Annotated in this window: 16 protein-coding genes; 11 read left to right on the top strand and 5 right to left on the bottom strand. The window is 69.3% G+C overall.

Annotation, left to right across the window (positions count from 1 at the left end; genetic code table 11):
• Window positions 1-3 precede the first annotated feature (3 nt).
• Window positions 4-1347: an HlyD family type I secretion periplasmic adaptor subunit gene (locus ACE3QW_RS16855; RefSeq protein ID WP_029557978.1), complete on the top strand. Its 1344-nt coding sequence runs from the start codon at window positions 4-6 to the stop codon at window positions 1345-1347.
• A 55-nt stretch (window positions 1348-1402) separates the two neighbouring features.
• Complete coding sequence (locus tag ACE3QW_RS16850; RefSeq protein WP_374252686.1) at window positions 1403-2044, top strand: glutathione S-transferase family protein; 642 nt, start codon at window positions 1403-1405, stop codon at window positions 2042-2044.
• 18 nt (window positions 2045-2062) lie between these two features.
• Here the strand turns inward: ACE3QW_RS16850 and ACE3QW_RS16845 are convergent, their stop codons facing one another.
• Window positions 2063-2812 (bottom strand): sulfite exporter TauE/SafE family protein, encoded by a 750-nt coding sequence (locus ACE3QW_RS16845; RefSeq protein ID WP_374252684.1) that lies wholly within the window; start codon window positions 2810-2812, stop codon window positions 2063-2065.
• 139 nt (window positions 2813-2951) lie between these two features.
• Window positions 2952-3659, bottom strand: coding sequence for an aspartate/glutamate racemase family protein (locus tag ACE3QW_RS16840; protein ID WP_374252682.1), 708 nt, complete (start codon window positions 3657-3659; stop codon window positions 2952-2954).
• Window positions 3660-3911: 252 nt separating this feature from the next.
• On the opposite strand from ACE3QW_RS16840, the gene ACE3QW_RS16835 reads away from it, so the two are divergent.
• From ACE3QW_RS16835 to ACE3QW_RS16795, 9 genes are all read left to right on the top strand, one after another.
• Window positions 3912-5606: an ABC transporter substrate-binding protein gene (locus ACE3QW_RS16835; protein WP_374252680.1), complete on the top strand. Its 1695-nt coding sequence runs from the start codon at window positions 3912-3914 to the stop codon at window positions 5604-5606.
• Window positions 5607-5825: 219 nt separating this feature from the next.
• Window positions 5826-6770 carry an ABC transporter permease gene (locus ACE3QW_RS16830; RefSeq protein ID WP_374252678.1) on the top strand — a complete coding sequence of 315 codons (945 nt, stop codon included), beginning with the start codon at window positions 5826-5828 and terminating at the stop codon, window positions 6768-6770.
• A gap of 8 nt (window positions 6771-6778) precedes the next feature.
• On the top strand, window positions 6779-7660 hold the full coding sequence (locus ACE3QW_RS16825) for an ABC transporter permease (protein WP_374252767.1): 882 nt from the start codon (window positions 6779-6781) through the stop codon (window positions 7658-7660).
• On the top strand, window positions 7657-8718 hold the full coding sequence (locus ACE3QW_RS16820) for an ABC transporter ATP-binding protein (RefSeq protein ID WP_029557971.1): 1062 nt from the start codon (window positions 7657-7659) through the stop codon (window positions 8716-8718). Before ACE3QW_RS16825 ends, ACE3QW_RS16820 begins: the two co-directional genes overlap by 4 nt.
• Entirely contained in the window at window positions 8715-8930 is a 216-nt protein-coding gene (locus ACE3QW_RS16815; RefSeq protein ID WP_250166645.1) for a hypothetical protein, read from the top strand. The genes ACE3QW_RS16820 and ACE3QW_RS16815 overlap by 4 nt, the downstream gene beginning before the upstream one ends.
• On the top strand, window positions 8927-10369 hold the full coding sequence (locus ACE3QW_RS16810; protein ID WP_374252676.1) for an amidase: 1443 nt from the start codon (window positions 8927-8929) through the stop codon (window positions 10367-10369). The genes ACE3QW_RS16815 and ACE3QW_RS16810 overlap by 4 nt, the downstream gene beginning before the upstream one ends.
• Window positions 10366-11382 (top strand): ABC transporter ATP-binding protein, encoded by a 1017-nt coding sequence (locus ACE3QW_RS16805; protein WP_374252674.1) that lies wholly within the window; start codon window positions 10366-10368, stop codon window positions 11380-11382. Before ACE3QW_RS16810 ends, ACE3QW_RS16805 begins: the two co-directional genes overlap by 4 nt.
• Window positions 11382-12632 carry a Zn-dependent hydrolase gene (locus ACE3QW_RS16800; protein ID WP_374252673.1) on the top strand — a complete coding sequence of 417 codons (1251 nt, stop codon included), beginning with the start codon at window positions 11382-11384 and terminating at the stop codon, window positions 12630-12632. The genes ACE3QW_RS16805 and ACE3QW_RS16800 overlap by 1 nt, the downstream gene beginning before the upstream one ends.
• Complete coding sequence (locus ACE3QW_RS16795; RefSeq protein ID WP_374252671.1) at window positions 12629-13102, top strand: ureidoglycolate lyase; 474 nt, start codon at window positions 12629-12631, stop codon at window positions 13100-13102. The genes ACE3QW_RS16800 and ACE3QW_RS16795 overlap by 4 nt, the downstream gene beginning before the upstream one ends.
• A 6-nt stretch (window positions 13103-13108) precedes the next feature.
• Here the strand turns inward: ACE3QW_RS16795 and ACE3QW_RS16790 are convergent, their stop codons facing one another.
• From ACE3QW_RS16790 to ACE3QW_RS16780, 3 genes are all read right to left on the bottom strand, one after another.
• Window positions 13109-14257, bottom strand: a complete 1149-nt coding sequence (locus ACE3QW_RS16790) for an acyltransferase family protein (protein ID WP_374252669.1) — start codon at window positions 14255-14257, stop codon at window positions 13109-13111.
• A 188-nt stretch (window positions 14258-14445) separates the two neighbouring features.
• Entirely contained in the window at window positions 14446-15390 is a 945-nt protein-coding gene (locus ACE3QW_RS16785; protein WP_374252668.1) for an NAD(P)H-dependent flavin oxidoreductase, read from the bottom strand.
• 95 nt (window positions 15391-15485) lie between these two features.
• Window positions 15486-16403 (bottom strand): enoyl-CoA hydratase-related protein, encoded by a 918-nt coding sequence (locus ACE3QW_RS16780; protein WP_374252666.1) that lies wholly within the window; start codon window positions 16401-16403, stop codon window positions 15486-15488.
• Window positions 16404-16406 lie beyond the last annotated feature (3 nt).

Genomic DNA, 16406 nt, shown 5'->3' with positions numbered 1-16406 from the left:
CGCATGACCTCGCCCGCCTTTCCCGACCGTCCCTTCGCCGGCGCCTCGCCCCGGCCGCCCTCGGGCTATCGCAGCGTCGCGCTCGCGGGCTACGCCCTGATCGCCGTCACCTTCCTCGGCTTGGGCGGGTGGGCGGCGATGGCCCGCGTCGACGGTGCGGTGGTCGCGCCGGGCGTGATCGGCGTGGAGAGCAAGCGGCAGGTGGTGCAGCATCTGGAAGGCGGCATCGTCGCCGCCATCCTGGTGCAGGAGGGGCAGAAAGTGGGACGGGACGAAACCCTGTTCCGGCTCGATCCCACCCAGTCGCGGGCCAATGACGAGGCCGCCCTCGCCCAGCGACGTGCCGCTTTGGCTCTGGAAGCCCGGCTCGTCGCCGAACGGGACGATGCCACCACCATCACCTTCCCCCCGGAGCTTCTGGAACTCGCCCGCGTGCCTGCCGTCCGGGAGGCCATGGCCGACCAGATCGCCCAGTTCCGCGACCGCCGCGCCGCATTCCAGAGCCAGATCGACATCCTGAACGGCCGCATCCTCCAGCTCGGCCATGAGCTGGAGGGGCTTGCCCAGGAACGCGCTTCGGCCCGGCAGCAATTGGTCTTCGTCGAAGACGAACTGACCGCCGTGCGCGAGCTGGAGCGCAAGCACCTCGTCAACAAGTCGCGCGTCTCCTCACTGGAGCGGGAAAAGGCGCGGCTGGACGGGCTCGTCGGCCGCAACATTGCTGACGAGGCCAAGGCACGGGGCTCTATCGGCGAGCAGAAGATGCAGATCGTCCAGCTCACGCAGCAGCGGGCGGAGGATGTCGGCTCCCAGTTGCTCGACATCCGCGAAAAGCTGGCGGAGCTGAAGGAGAAGGTTCAGGTCACGCGCAGCGTGCTGGAGCGCATCGAGATCCGCGCCCCGAGCAGCGGGATCGTGCAGAACATCAACCCGCGCATCTACACGGTGGGCGCCGTGGTGCGCCCCGGCGATACGCTGCTGGAGATCGTGCCCCTGGACGCGCCGCTGGTGGTGGAGGCCCGCGTGCCCGTGCAGGACATCGACCGCCTCGACCTCCATGAGGCGGTGGAAGTGCGCTTCCCCGCCTTCCACGGCCGGACCACGCCCATGGTGCTCGGCCATCTCGCGTCGGTGTCGCGCGATCGGCTGGTGGACGAGACCACCCACCAGCCCTATTTCCTCGCCCGCGTCGGCGTGGACGAGACGGACGTGCCGGCCGACCTGCGCAGCCGGCTCCAGCCGGGCATGGATGCGGAAGTCGCCTTCCACACCGGCTCGCGCACAGTGCTGAGCTATCTGCTGCGCCCCCTCGCCGATGCCATGGCCCGCGCCTTCACGGAGCGATGACGGCCTCGCGCCAGCAAGCGAACGGGACTAGAAGGGCGCCGAAAGAGGACGGGATATGACCATGCTGAAGGTCTGGGGCCGCATCAATTCGGTGAACGTCGAGAAGGTGATCTGGACCGCCCAGGAGCTTGGCTTGCCCTTCGAGCGGATCGAGGCCGGCGGCGCCTTCGGCCTGGTGGATAGCCCGGAGTTCCGGGCCAGGAATCCGGTCGGCCGGGTGCCGGTGATCGACGATGACGGCTTCGTGCTGTGGGAATCCAACGCCATCGTGCGCTATCTCGCCACCCGCCACGGGCTCGGCACGCTGATGCCCGCCGATCTGCGCGCGCAGGCCGAGGCCGGGCGCTGGATGGATTTCCAGCTCGGCACCGTCGCGGCACCGCTGAGCGCGCTGACCTGGGGCATCGTGCGCACCGCGCCGGAGAAGCGCGATCCGAAGGCCCTCGCCCCGGCCTTCGCCAATCTCGGCGCGGCGCTGGCGATCGTGGAGGCGGGGCTCGCCGGCCGCACTTATCTGGTGGGCGAGAGCCTCACCGTCGCCGACATTCCGCTCGCCTGCTGCGCCCACCGCTGGTTCAACATGCCGCTGGAGGGCACCGGGCTGGAACGGCCCGACTTGCCCAACCTCGCCGCGTGGTACGGACGGCTGAAGGCGCGGCCGGCGGTTGCGGGACTGATGCCGGCGCCGCTCACCTGAGGCGCGGGTGATGCGCCTTCAGAAGTGCGTCACCCCATCGTAGATCAGCTTCACGCCGACCACCGCGAGGATGGTGTAGACGAGGCCGAAGAAGCGCGCCGGTGAGACGCGGCGCACCAGCCAGACGCCGGCCATGGTCGACACCACGGCGATGGGAATCAGCGCGGCCGAGGTGGCGAGATTCTCGAATGAGATCTGGCCCAGCGCCAAAAAGAACGGCAGCTTCACCCAGTTCACCACCGCGAAGAAGGCGGTGGCCGTCGCCGCGAACTGCTGCACGGGAAGCGGGCGCCGCAGCAAATATATCATCAGCGGCGGACCACCCGCATTGGCGATCATGCTGGTGAAGCCGGAGACGGCGCTCCACACCGCGGCGGCGATGGGGCCCGACTCCCCCGGCGCGCGCTTCAGCCGCCGCGACAGGAAGGCGCGTGCCGCCTCCACCACCGAGAGCACGCCGATGCCGAAGGCCACCGCCGCGTCGGACACAGAGGCCGCGAGCAGATAGCCGAGCACGATGCCGGCAAGGGCGCCCGGAAGGGTGCGCAGCAGTTCCTTCGGGCTCCAGCGGCGCCAGTAGGCGTAGAGGCTCACCACGTCCTGGACGATCAGCACCGGCAGGATGATGGCGGCCGCCTGGATGGGCGACATCACCAGCGCCAGAATGGGCTGGCCCAGCACCGAAAGGCCGGTGAAGCCGCCCTTGGAGAGGCCCACCACAATGGTGGCCGGCACGGCGGCGGCATAGAAGAGGGGATCGACGATCAAGGGGGAACTCGCTGCGGCAGCCGCCCCTCACGCGGGGACGGGCACCGGTCGCGCGGAGGCGCCGGCCTGCCGCCTATAGCAGCCCGCCCGGCGCGGCACGACAGAAAATCCCCTGCAAGGCCAAGCCCCAGTCCGCCGCTCAGCGCCTTTCCCTGCGGCATGAGCCGAGCCGGGCGAGGGCCAGCGCCTGCTCGAATCCGGCTTCGAGGGAATCGATGATAGGCAGGGGCGCGGCGACCTCGATCTCGGCGGCGTAGCCGGCCAGCGCCGCGCCGCCGAGGATGAGCACGTCCGGCGCCTGTGCGGCGATGGTCTCCTCCACCACCCGCGCCACCGCCCAGGTCTTGTCCGAGGAGCCGTCCGCATGGCGGGCAGACAGAGCGAGCGCGTCGCCGGGCACCATGGCGATGCCGGCGCAGCGTCCGTCCAGATGGGTGCGGCGCATCAGCTCGCGCAACATGGCGGGCCATTCGCCGTGCGGCACCACGATGGAGAAGCGTTCGCCCAATTGGAGCGCGGCGAGGATGCTCGCCTCGGCCATACCGGCGAAGGGAAAGGCGAAGGTGCCGCGCAGCGCCTCCAGGCCCGGCTCGCCGAAGCAGGCATAGAGGGCGGCATCGAAGGGGGGACGCCCTTCCTCCTGCTCCTTGGCCGCGGCCGCAGCCACCGCCTCCAGCGCCGCATGGCCCGCCACCGCCGCCGACTGGCGCGTGGTGACATAGGGCTGGCCGAAGCTGGCCGTGACGCCGGCAAGTTCGACGCCTGCGGGCGCACGACGGTTCAGCGCCGCCACCATGCGATCGGTCACGGCCTCGCTGGTATTCGCGTTCAGGACCAGAATCTTCAAGGCGCCCTCCCCTGCCCGCCCCAAAGGAAGCATCCGGGGGCCGCCCTGAAAAGCGCCCCGCACGCCTCTCGACCCAAAATGCATGCGATGAACCGCATTTGCTCAATTGATAGGCAATCATGCAATTTGTCGATGATTTGACGACGAACTGTTTCAAGCATTCCGCAGCGGCACAAAGGATCGGGACGGCTTCTGCGCCGTGGCACAGGGGTTGCTAGCCAGCATGGGCATCGCGCCGAAGAGGACTCGACGATGCTCAAGAATGACCTGCGCAACAGCCCGGCCAGCCGCCTCCTGAGGACGGCCGCCTTTCTCGTGGCCACGGGGGGCGCCATCGCCGTCCCGGCCCTTCTGGCACCGGGCTTTGCCGCTGCGGAGACCACCCTGCGCATCGGCATGACGGCGGCCGACATTCCGCGCACCCTCGGCCAGCCCGACCAGGGTTTCGAGGGCAACCGCTTCACCGGCCTCACCATGTATGATGCGCTGGTGCTGTGGGATCTGTCCTCGGCCACCAAGCCCAGCGTCCTCGTTCCCGGCCTCGCCACCGAGTGGAAGGTGGACGATCAGGACAAGACCAAGTGGATCTTCAAGCTGCGCCCCGGCGTGACCTTCCATGACGGCTCGCCGTTCAACGCCGATGCCGTGGTGTGGAACGTGGACAAGGTGCTCAACAAGGAGGCACCCCAGTTCGATGCCAGCCAGGTGGGCGTTACGGCTTCGCGCATGCCGACACTCCGCTCGGCGAAGAAGATCGACGATTTGACGGTGGAGCTGACCACCGCCGAGCCCGACTCCTTCCTGCCCTACAACCTCACCAACCTGTTCATGGCGAGCCCCGCCCACTGGCAGAAGCTCTATGAGACCGCCGAGGGCGCCGACGCCAAGGCGAAGGCCGCTGTGGCCTGGACCATCTTCGCCCGCAGCGCCTCCGGCACCGGCCCGTGGAAGATGGCCGCCTTCGTGCCGCGCGAGCGGCTAGAGCTGGTTAAGAACGCCGCCTACTGGGACAAGAACCGCATCCCGAAGACCGACCGCATGGTGCTCCTGCCCATGCCCGAGGCCAACGCCCGCACCGCCGCCCTCCTCGCCGGGCAGGTGGACTGGATCGAGGCGCCGGCGCCCGACGCCCTGCCCCAGCTGAAGTCTCGCGGCTTCAAGATCGAGGCGAACGAGCAGCCCCACGTCTGGCCCTGGCAGTTCTCCCGCATCGAGGGCTCGCCGTGGAACGACATCCGGGTGCGCATGGCGGCGAACCTCTGCATCGACCGCGAGGGCATGAAGGAGGGCCTGCTCGGCGGCCTCATGGCCCCCGCCACCGGCACCGTGGAGCCCGGCCATCCCTGGCGCGGCACCCCTACCTTCCAGATCAAGTATGATGTGAAGGAAGGCCAGAAGCTGATGAAGGAGGCCGGATTCGGCCCCGACAAGAAGCTGAAGGTGACCACGCAGACCTCGGCCTCGGGATCCGGCCAGATGCTGCCGCTTCCCATGAACGAATACCTGCAGCAGGCGCTGGCCGAGTGCTATTTCGACGTGAAGCTCGACGTGATCGAGTGGAACACGCTGTTCACCAACTGGCGCAAGGGCGCGAAGGACCCGTCCGCCAACGGCTCCAACGCAGTGAACATCACCTATGCGGCCATGGACCCGTTCTTCGCCATGGTGCGCTTCCTCCAGTCGGGCATGGCGCCGCCGGTGTCCAACAACTGGGGCTACATCAACAACCCCAAGTTCGACGAGCTGGTGAAGAAGGCGCGCAACTCCTTCGACCCCGCCGCGCGCGACGCCGCCCTCGCCGAGCTGCATGCGGCTTCGGTGGACGATGCCGCCTTCCTGTGGGTCGCGCACGATGTGGGCCCGCGCGCGCTCAGCCCCAAGATCAAGGGCTTCGTGCAGCCCAAGAGCTGGTTCGTGGACTTCTCGCCGGTGTCCATCAGCCAGTGAGGCACGCAGGGTAACGGCGCGCGCTTCCGTTCCCCTGACGGCCGTCATGCCCGGGCTTGTCCCGGGCATCCACGTCGGGCCGCCTGAGTGACCTCTGACGCTGAACCCGGCCGCACCACGTGGATGGCCGGGACAAGCCCGGCCATGACGGTCGGCAGATACGCATCCAAGCGCGGGGCCGCCGGCCCCGCGCCCTTCCAACACAAGCAGGATCGCCCCGTGCTGGTCTATGTCCTCAGGCGCATCGTTTATGTGATCCCCATCGTCGTCTCGGTGGCGCTGGTGTGCTTCCTTCTGGTGCACATCACCCCCGGCGACCCGCTGGTGGCGGTGCTACCGCCGGACGCCTCGGCGGAACTCGCGGCGCAGCTGCGCGCGGCCTACGGATTTGACCAGCCGCTTCCGGTGCAGTTCGGCCTGTGGGTCTGGCATGCGCTGCATGGCAATCTCGGCACCTCCATCGCCACCGGCCGCCCGGTGCTGGCCGAGGTGACGGCGGCGGTCGGCAACACCTTCATCCTGGCGGTTTCGGCCGCCGTCATCGGCTTCGCGCTGGGGGCCTTCTTCGGCCTCATCGCCGGCTATTTCCGCAACACCTGGGTGGACAAGCTCGCCACCTCCATCGCGGTGGCCGGCGTTTCCGTGCCCCATTACTGGCTGGGCATGGTGCTGGTCATCATCTTCTCGGTGTGGCTCAACTGGCTGCCCGCCGTGGGCATGGGGCCGGGCGGCTGGTCGTGGGACTGGGAGCACATGCGCTTCCTCATCCTGCCCGCCGTCACCATGTCGGTGATTCCCATGGGCATCGTCACGCGCACGGTGCGGGCGCTCACCGGCGACATCCTCTCGCAGGATTTCGTGGAGGCGCTGCGCTCCAAAGGCCTGCGTGAGACGCAAGTATTCCGCCATGTGGTGAAGAACGCCTTGCCCACCGCCATCGCCGTCATGGGCCTGCAACTCGGCTACCTGCTCGGCGGCTCGATCCTCATCGAGACGGTGTTCTCCTGGCCGGGCACGGGCTTCCTTTTGAACTCGGCGATCTTCCAGCGCGACCTGCCGTTGCTGCAGGGCACGATCCTCGTGCTGGCGCTGTTCTTCGTCTTCCTCAACCTCGTGGTGGACATCGCCCAGGCGGCGATCGACCCGCGCATCAAGAGGGCCTGATCGTGGCGATGACCAGCGATGCTGCCCTCGAGGCGGCCCCCGTCGAGAAGGCCCGCGGCTATTGGGCGACGGTGGCCCGCCGCATCTCCCGCGACAAGATGAGCATGGCCTGCGCGGCCATCCTCATCCTCATCGTGCTGGCGGCCATCTTCGCGCCCTGGCTCGGCCTCGCCGATCCCTACCAGGGCTCCATGATCCGCCGGCTGCGCCCCATCGGCACGCCGAACTATCCGCTCGGCACCGACGAGCTCGGCCGCGACATGCTCTCCCGCCTTGTCTATGGCGGGCGCCTCTCGCTGCTCATCGGCATATTGCCGGTGATCCTCGCCTTCGGCATCGGCACCAGCCTCGGGCTGCTGGCCGGCTATCTCGGCGGCAAGGTCAACACGATCATCATGCGCACGATCGACGTGTTCTACGCCTTCCCCTCGGTGCTGCTGGCCATCGCCATCTCGGGCGTGCTCGGGGCGGGCATCGTCAATTCCATCGTGTCTCTCACCGTGGTGTTCGTGCCGCAGATCACCCGCGTGGCGGAGAGCGTCACCACCTCGGTGCGCTCGCTCGACTTCGTGGATGCGGCGCGGGCGTCGGGCGCCTCGGCGCTCACCATCATGCGCGTGCACATGCTGGGCAACGTGCTGGGGCCGATCTTCGTCTATGCGACGGGCCTCATCTCCGTCTCCATGATCCTCGCGGCGGGCCTCTCCTTTCTCGGCCTCGGCACAAGGCCGCCGGAGCCCGAATGGGGCCTGATGCTGAACACCCTGCGCACCGCCATCTACGTCAATCCGGGCGTCGCGGCTCTGCCGGGCGTGATGATCTTCGCCGTCTCCATCTGCTTCAACATGCTCAGCGACGGGCTGCGCAGCGCCATGGACATCCGCAATTGAGCACCATCGAACCTCTTGAGGACCTCGGCGGACCGGCCCAGCCGCTGCTCGCCGTCAACAGCCTCACCAAGCACTTCCCCATCGGCGGCGGCCTGTTCGCCGAAAAGAAGACCGTACGGGCGGTGGACGACGTGTCCTTCGCCGTCGCCAAGGGCGAGACCCTCGGCATCGTGGGCGAGAGCGGCTGCGGCAAGTCCACCACCGCGCGCCTGCTCATGCACCTCATGCCGCGCACCTCCGGCGAGATCCTGTTTGACGGGCAGGTCGTCGGCTACAGCCTCTCCATGCGCGAGTTCCGGCGCGGGATGCAGATGGTGTTTCAGGACAGCTATGCGTCCCTGAATCCGCGCCTCACCATCGAAGACAGCATCGCCTTCGGCCCCAAGGTCCACGGCATCCCCGACAAGGAGGCACGGGCGCTCGCCCGCGAGCTGATGGGCAAGGTGGGCCTGCGCCCGGAAGTGTTCGCCAACCGCTATCCGCACGAGGTCTCTGGCGGCCAGCGCCAGCGCGTCAACATCGCCCGTGCCCTCGCCCTGAAGCCACGGCTCGTTATCCTGGACGAGGCAGTCTCGGCGCTGGACAAGTCGGTGGAGGCGCAGGTGCTGAACCTGCTCACCGACCTCAAGCGCGAGTTCGGCCTGACCTACGTGTTCATCAGCCACGACCTCAACGTGGTCCGCTACATCTCCGACCGGGTGCTGGTGATGTATCTCGGGCAGGTGGTGGAGGTCGGTCCGGTCGATGAGGTGTGGGAGGCCCCTGCCCACCCCTACACGCGCGCTCTGCTCGCCGCCATGCCGGCCCTCGATCCCGACAAGCGCACCGAGACGCCGCCCCTCTCGGGCGATCCGCCCAACCCCATCGATCCGCCCGCCGGCTGCCGCTTCCACACCCGCTGCACCTTCGCGGAAGAGGTGTGTGGACGGGTGTGCCCCGCCCTCTCCCCGGCGACGCCGGGCGATACGGCGCCCGATGCCCATCTCGCCGCCTGCCACATGGTCATTCCGGGCTCCGGCCACAGCCGCGCGCCCGCCGCGACGGAGGTCGCCGCATGAGCCAGCATCTTTCGTCTGAAGACGCCGCCGCCATCATCCGCGCCGCCGGCCTCGATCTTCCCGCCAGCGATGCCGCGCGCATCGCTTCCGGCATCTCGCCCGGCCTTGCCGCCTTCTCCGCCGTGGCCGGCACCCTGCCGTTCGATCTGGAGCCGGCGACCTTTCTCGCGGTGCAGCGGCCCTGCGCGGAGCCGAAGGAGGGCGGCCAATGAGCCTGTCGCTCCGCCCCTCCGCCGGCGCGCCGGCCGATCCGGCGCTGATGACGCTCGCGGAAGCCGCCATGGCCATCCGCGCCGGCGTGCTCTCCTCCCGCGAGGCGACGGAGGCGTGCCTCGCCCGCATCGCGCGGCTCCAGCCGGCGCTCAACGCCTTCATCGCCATCGAGCCCGAAGCGGCGCTGGCCGCCGCCGATGCGGCCGATGCCGCGCTGGCGCAGGGCGAGGTGAAGGGGCTGCTGCACGGCCTGCCCCTCGCCCACAAGGACATGTTCTACGAACAGGGCCGCGTCTCCACCTGCGGCTCGAAGATCCTGCGGGACACCGTGGCGACGACAAACTCCACGGCCCTCGCCCGCATCAAGGCGGCGGGGACGGTGCGGCTCGGCGCGCTGCACATGGTCGAGTTCGCCTATGGCCCCACCGGCCACAACGCCCATTTCGGCGCGGCGCGGAACCCGTGGAACACCGCCCATGTCACCGGCGGCTCCTCCTCCGGCTCGGGGGCCGCAGTGGCGGCGCGGCTCACCTATGGCGCGTTGGGCTCGGACACCGGCGGCTCCATCCGCATGCCGGCGCATTTCTGCGGCGTCACCGGGCTGAAGACCACGGTCGGGCTCGTGAGCCGCTACGGCGCCATGCCGCTGTCCTTCTCCCTCGACACCATCGGCCCGCTGGCCCGCACGGTGGAGGATTGCGCCATCCTGCTCGGCCTCATGGCCGGCGCCGATCCGTTCGATCCCACCACCGCCACCGCCCCGGTGCCCGACTATCTCGCCGCCGCCGAAGGCCGCCTCAAGGGCCTCACCATCGGCATCCCTGACGCCTTCTATGTGGATGATCTCGACCCCGAGGTCGCCCGCGTACTGGACGAGACCATCGCGACCCTGAAGCGCGGCGGCGCGCGCATCGTCAGCGTCTCCCTGCCGGACCAGATGAAGCTCTCCGGCGCCTCGCAGGTGGTGCTGAACTGCGAGGCCTCTGCCAGCCACAAGGCGTGGCTCCTTGAGCGCCCGCAGGACTATGGCCCGCAGATCCGCTCCCGGCTGGAGAACGGCTTCGCCATTCCCGCCGTGACCTATCTGGAGGCGCTGCGCTGGCGCGGGCCAGCGCTGGCCGAGCATCTGGCGGCGGTCGCCGAGGTGGATGCCGTGCTCGCCCCCACCGCGCCCATGCCCGCCCCCACCATCGCCGAGACCGATACCGACGGCGGGCCGGGCGCGGAGGCGATGATCCAGCGCATCACCCGCTTCACCCGCCCGGTGAACTATCTCGGCCTGCCCACCGTGAGCCTGCCCTGCGGCTTCACCCGCACCGGACTTCCCGTCGGCTTGCAGGTGATCGGCCGGCCGTTCGCCGAGGCGACATTGATCCGCATCGGCGCCGCCTTCCAACGCGAGACCGATTTCCATGAACAGATGCCGGAGGAGCCATGAGCGAAGCGAACGGCACGAAAACCATGGCTGAAGCCGCAAGGCCACTCGTCGACATCCGCGACCTCACCATCCGCTTCACCGGCGAACGCACCGTCCATGCGGTGAATGGGGTGTCCCTCTCCCTCGGCGAGGGCGAGGTACTGGGCCTGCTGGGCGAGTCCGGCTCGGGCAAGAGCGTCACCATGCGTGCGCTCATGCGCCTCCTGCCCAAACGGCGCTCGGTGATCTCCGGCAGCGTGCATGTAGCGGGGCAGGATGTGCTCGCCATGGACGACGCCACCCTCTCCGACTTCCGCGGCCGCACCGTCTCCATGATCTTCCAGGAGCCGGCGCTGGCGCTGGACCCGGTCTACACCATCGGCCGGCAGATCTCGGAATCGGTGATGCGCCACGAGGGCGCGAGCCAGCGCGACGCCACCGCCCGCGCGCTGGAGATGCTGGAGCTGGTGCGCATCCCCTCGGCGAAGCGCCGGCTGGATGCTTATCCCCACGAGATGAGCGGCGGCATGCGCCAGCGCGCCATGATCGCCCTCGCCCTCGCCTGCCGCCCGAAGATCCTGCTCGCGGACGAGCCCACCACCGCGCTCGATGCCACCGTGCAGATCCAGATTCTGCTGCTGCTGCGCGAGCTGCAGCGGGAGATGGGCATGTCGGTGATCTTCGTCACCCACGACATCGGCGTCGCCATCGAGATCTGCGACAAGGTGGCGGTGATGTATGCCGGCCAGATCGTGGAGACCGGTACCCTGGGCCAGATCGTCCGCACGCCGCAGCATCCCTATCCGCGCGGGCTGCTCGCCTCCACCGTCCACGGCGCGGCGCGCGGTGCGCGGCTGGAGACCATCCCCGGCACGCCGCCCTCCCTCGACAAGGCGCCTGTCGCCTGCTCCTTTGCGCCGCGCTGTGCCTTCGCGCAGCCGCGCTGCACCGTCGCGCCGCCGCCGCTCGTCCATCTCGGCCCCGGCCGCGACGTGCGCTGTGTTCTGGCTGAAACCCCCGTCCCGGTGAACTGATGACCGCCTACGCCTCCAACCTCACGATCAACGCCGACCGCCTCTGGAGCACAATCATCGAAACCGCCCGCTTCGGCGGCACGGAGAAGGGCGGCGTGCGCCGTCTCACCTTGTCGGAGGAGGACCGGCAGGTGCGCGACTGGTTCCGCGCCGCCTGCGAGGCCGCTGGCTGCACCGTCACCGTGGATGGCCTCGGCAACATGTTCGCCCTGCGGCCAGGGAAGGACATGACCAAGCCGCCGCTGGGCATCGGCTCGCACCTCGACACCCAGCCCACCGGCGGCAAGTTCGACGGCGTGCTGGGGGTGATGGCGGCGCTGGAAGTGGTGCGCACGCTCAACGATGCCGGCATCGAGACCGAGACGCCCATCTGCGTCTGCAACTGGACCAATGAGGAAGGCTCCCGCTTCGCCCCGGCCATGATGGGCTCGGCGGGCTACGTGGCGGACCTGCCGGTTTCCGACATCCTCGCACGCACCGATGCGGAGGGCATCAGCGTCGGCGCGGCGCTGGACGCCATCGGCTATCGTGGGCCGGAAGAGGTGGGCGCGCAGAAATTCTCCGGCTTCCTCGAACTCCACATCGAGCAGGGGCCGATCCTGGAGGCGGAAGGCCTCCCCATCGGCGTGGTGGAGCACGGCCAGGGCATCATCTGGTACGACGGCCGCATCTCCGGCTTCGAGAGCCATACGGGCTCTACACCCATGCATCTGCGCAAGGATGCGCTCGCCGCTTTGTCCGAAATCGTGCTGGCCATCGAAGCCCTCGCCAAGGCGCACGGGCCGAACGCGGTGGGCAGCGTCGGCGAGGCGGTAATCGCGCGGCCCTCGCGCAATGTGATCCCCGGCGAGATCGCCTTTTCCGGCGAGTTCCGCACCCCCGACGCCGGCATCCTCGATACCCTCGACAAGGCGCTTCAGGAACAGGTGAAGGAGATCGCCGCGCGGCGGAAGGTGGACATCCGCCTCGACACCATCTGGCGCAAGGAACCCACCCATTTCGACCCGGCCATGACCGGTGCCATCGCCGCCGCCGCCGACCGGCTGGGCCTGCCGCACCGGCCCATCGTGTCGGGTGCCGGGCATGACAGCTTCCACCTCGCCACCGTGGTGCCCACCGCCATGGTCTTCGTGCCGTGCAAGGACGGCGTGAGCCACAACGAGCTGGAGTCCGCCAAGCCGGAGGAGTGCGCCGCTGGCGCCAACGTGCTGCTGCACGCGGTGCTCGCGGTGGCGGGCGGCGGCGCGTGAGGCCTCTCGTCCCACGTCCGCTGACGGGGGAGGCCTTCGCGCCCTATGGCGAGGTATTGGCCGTGCCGCAGACGGTGGGGGTGCGCACGTCGTTCAACACCGTCCTCGCGAACCTGCGGCCCGATGTTCCGGCCTGCCTCTCCCTCATCCTCGCCGCGCCGGTTCCTCAGCCGGTGGGGATCGAGGTGATCGAGCGGCATGTCTTCACCTCCCAGAGCATCGTGCCGATGGCGCCGGCCCGCTGGGTGATCGTGGTGGCGCCGGGCGCCGCCGGGGACGGGCCGGACCTGGCGGCGGCGGAAGCCTTCCTGCCTGCGCCGGGACAGGGCATCACGCTGGCGCCGGGCACCTGGCACGCGCCGTTGACGGTGCTCGATGCCCCCGCCCCGTTCGCATTCCTCATGTGGCGCAACCACGCGACGGACGACGAAGAGATCATCGCCATTCCTCCGATCGCGGTGGCGGTTTAGCGCCGCTCACGCCTCGGCCAGTCGCGCCCGTCCGCGTTTACGAATGAAGCGCAGCCCATCCAATACCGGGCGTTCCACCGCGACGAGGAACAGGCTGGCGCAGGCGAAGGCGGCGAGGGCTGTAACCGCGAAGAGCAGCGCGAGCCCCCCGACGCCCACGGGCGCGAAATGCACGAAGGCCCAGGCTGCCGGCCCCACGATCAGCGGCACATGCACCAGATAGAGCGGAAACGAGAGCGCGCCGAGGTGCTGCAGCGCCGGCCGCTCGAACAGGTCCCGCAGCCACGGCGTGGTGAGGAACGAGACGATGACGAGCAGCGCCCCGGCCTCCCGCCAGCCGTCACCGCCGAGGCGGGACAGCACGGCATCGGCAAGGCCCGGCCCGTCCGCATGGCCGGGATAGGTGGCGCCGAGCACGAGACCGAGGAGGGCGAGCAGCGTGCCCCGCATCGGCATCGGCTTCAGCCAGCCGCGCAGCTCGAACAGCAGCGCCCCGCCGCAGAAGGCCGCGAGCGAGAAATCGACCGCAATCCCGATGCCAAGGCCCCCCGCCACCAGCGCCGGCACCCGCGCCCGCCCCCGCATGAGGGCATAGCCGCCATAGATGAGGATCGAGCCCATCAGCTCGATGCGCATGGTCCAGAGCGGGTTATTGAACAGCGGCTTGCCCGTTGTCACAAACACCTGCACCGCCCCCTCCCACGCCGCCTGCCACAGGGGCGGAATGGGCGGCTGGTGGGTCCAGCGAAACCACGTACTGCCGGAGAGCGCCTGCGCCGCCTTTCCGGCATCGGGAAAGCCGGCGATCCAAAACCATGCGATGAGCGATGCCGCCAGCGCCGGCAGGGCGAGGCGGAAATATCTGAGGCCGATCAGCAGCGGCGCTTCCTTCAGCGTCCGTGGCGCCGAGGCGGCCAGCACGAAGCCGCTCAGGGCGAAGAAGACGGCTACGGAGAAATGCCCGTTCCACAGCACCGCCAGCGGCGTGTCGGAAACGGAGAAGCCGGTGCGGCCCCAGGAGCGGAAGGGGCCGGGCGTGAAGGCGTAGAAGAAATGGAAGATCGCCACCGTGCAGGAGGCGAAGCCGCGCAAGCCATCGAGGCTGGTGACGCGGCCGAGGGGAGGCTCGATGAGGTGCGTTTCGGAAACAGGCATCAGGCAGGCATCGGGGCAGCAAGCGGGAGCCGGACCGTAGCCCCGCCGGGGACGCGGGTCCATCACCCCCGCCGCCGGGCACCGGATTGACCCGGGCACCCATCCCGCTGCCAGCTCCCGCCGACGCATGAGCCTTCCGGTCAGGCCGGAGGGCGACGGCGGAACGGGGAGACGGCGGCGTAGCGCTGTCAGGCGCCCCCAAACGCATCCGACGACAGCGACTTGAGCGCCGCGCGATACTCTTCCCGAAGTCGCGCGCACAGCTCGGCCGCGCCGGGCAGATCGGCGATGCCGCCCACCCCCTGCCCCGCCGACCAGACATTCTTCCAAGCCTTCGCCTCGTTCGACATGTCGAGCTTGGCGTGGCCCTGGAGATTGTCCGGGTCGAGCCCGGCGGCGCGGATGCTGGGCTTCATGAAGTTGGCGTTCACGCCACTGATGGCGGGCGTGTAGAGGATGTCCGCCGCCGAGGAGGACAGGATCATGTCCTTGAACTCCTGCGGCACCATGGCCTCGCGGGTGGCAATGAAGCGCGTGCCCATGTAGGCGAGGTCCGCCCCGGCCGCACGCGCCGCGAGGATCTGCGCGCCGGTGTTGATGGCACCGGCCATGAGGATGGTGCCGGCGAACACCTGCCTGATCTCGGTGACGAGGGCGAAGGGGCTGAGCTGCCCCGCATGGCCGCCGGCGCCGGCCGAGACGGCGATGATGCCGTCCACGCCGGCTTCCGCCGCCTTCTCCGCATGACGGCGGCTGATGACATCGTGGAAGACGACGCCGCCGTAGGAATGCACCGCCTTCACGAGATCGGGCACCGCCCCGAGCGAGGTGATGACGAGCGGCACCTTCTCCTCGACACAGATGGCGAGGTCTGCCTCCACGCGCGGGTTGGACTTGTGGACGATGAGGTTGACGCCGAACGGCGCCGCATCTTCCACCTCGGCAAGGCGCGCCTTGATCTCCCGCACCCAGTCGCGGAAGCCGTCGCTGGTGCGGGCATTGAGCGCCGGGAAGGTGCCCACCATGCCCGAGCGCGAGACCTCCACCACGAGATCGGGACCGGAGGTAAGGAACATGGGCGCGGCCACGGCGGGGATTTTCAGGCGGCCCTCGAAGGCGGCGGGAAGCGGCATGGGATGGTCCTTGTCGTTGGGGGCGGCCGGGCCGCCGTCGCGTTTGTAAATTTCGAACCGTCATGCCCCGGCTCGAGGCACGGGATGACAAGCGCTTACGATGCCGCTCCGCCCGCCTTGGCGGCCTGACGGGCAAAGAAAGCGGCGATCTTGTCCTGCGCCTGCGGGCTCTGAATGAGGGCGGCGCAATAGTCGCGCTCCACCTTCAGCGCCTTGTCCATGGGCAGGCGTGCCCCCTCGAACACGCAGGAGAGGATGGCGCGCGGCGCGGGGTCTTCCCCCTTGGTCCGCGCCAGCACGCGGGCATTCCAGACCGCGAACAGGTCGCCCGCGGCGGTGCTGGTCGGCGCGAGGCCGGCCAGGCGGAAGCCCTTCACGTCCCATGGCGCGACAGGGTTGACCCGCCCCTCGCGCAAGGCGGCCTTGGCGGCGGGCAGGAGATCGTCCGGCGCCACGATCGCATCGATCAGCCCCGCCGCCTGCGCCTCGACGGCGGTCATGGGCCTGCCGTCTACCAGGATCGGCAAGGCGGCGGCGATGCCCAGGCGCCGCAGCACGCGCTGGGTGCCGCCGGCGCCGGGCAATATGCCGAGCGTCACCTCCGGCAGGCCGAACAGGCCCTTGGGATTGTCCGCGACGAGCCGGTGATGGCAGGCGAGCATCAGCTCCAGCCCCGCCCCCAGCGCCGTGCCGGGCGCGACAGCCACCACCGGCTTGCCACACGTCTCCAGCCGGCGGAACAGCGCCCCCATGCGGCCGATGCGCCGCGCCGCCTCCGGCAACGTCACGTCCGGTACCGCGAGGCCGTTCATGATCGACAGGTCCGCGCCGGCGAGGAAGGAAGACTTGCCCGAGGTGACGATGATGCCGGAGACGGCGCCATCCGCCGCCAGCCGCTCCACCTCGGCCTCCAGCGCATCGACGAGCCCCCAGCCCAGCGTGTTCACCGATCGGCCGGGCTGATCGAGGATGAGAATGGCGATGCCGTCGCCGTCGATCTCCGTGCGCAGCATGGC

Source organism: Xanthobacter sp., assembly GCF_041911315.1.
Classification (GTDB): domain Bacteria; phylum Pseudomonadota; class Alphaproteobacteria; order Rhizobiales; family Xanthobacteraceae; genus Xanthobacter; species Xanthobacter aminoxidans.
Note: the sequence above shows the minus strand (reverse complement) of the source record. Positions and strands in the feature narration are given on the sequence as shown.

Excerpts from the sequence above, each read along its gene's own strand:
- ACE3QW_RS16815 (WP_250166645.1), top strand. The coding sequence starts at position 8,715 with ATGAGCCAGCATCTTTCGTCTGAAGACGCCGCCGCCATCATCCGCGCC.
- ACE3QW_RS16805 (WP_374252674.1), top strand. The coding sequence starts at position 10,366 with ATGAGCGAAGCGAACGGCACGAAAACCATGGCTGAAGCCGCAAGGCCA.
- ACE3QW_RS16855 (WP_029557978.1), top strand. The coding sequence starts at position 4 with ATGACCTCGCCCGCCTTTCCCGACCGTCCCTTCGCCGGCGCCTCGCCC.
- ACE3QW_RS16800 (WP_374252673.1), top strand. The coding sequence starts at position 11,382 with ATGACCGCCTACGCCTCCAACCTCACGATCAACGCCGACCGCCTCTGG.
- ACE3QW_RS16825 (WP_374252767.1), top strand. The coding sequence starts at position 6,779 with ATGACCAGCGATGCTGCCCTCGAGGCGGCCCCCGTCGAGAAGGCCCGC.
- ACE3QW_RS16780 (WP_374252666.1), bottom strand. The coding sequence starts at position 16,403 with ATGCTGCGCACGGAGATCGACGGCGACGGCATCGCCATTCTCATCCTC.
- ACE3QW_RS16850 (WP_374252686.1), top strand. The coding sequence starts at position 1,403 with ATGACCATGCTGAAGGTCTGGGGCCGCATCAATTCGGTGAACGTCGAG.
- ACE3QW_RS16835 (WP_374252680.1), top strand. The coding sequence starts at position 3,912 with ATGCTCAAGAATGACCTGCGCAACAGCCCGGCCAGCCGCCTCCTGAGG.
- ACE3QW_RS16790 (WP_374252669.1), bottom strand. The coding sequence starts at position 14,257 with ATGCCTGTTTCCGAAACGCACCTCATCGAGCCTCCCCTCGGCCGCGTC.
- ACE3QW_RS16810 (WP_374252676.1), top strand. The coding sequence starts at position 8,927 with ATGAGCCTGTCGCTCCGCCCCTCCGCCGGCGCGCCGGCCGATCCGGCG.
- ACE3QW_RS16785 (WP_374252668.1), bottom strand. The coding sequence starts at position 15,390 with ATGCCGCTTCCCGCCGCCTTCGAGGGCCGCCTGAAAATCCCCGCCGTG.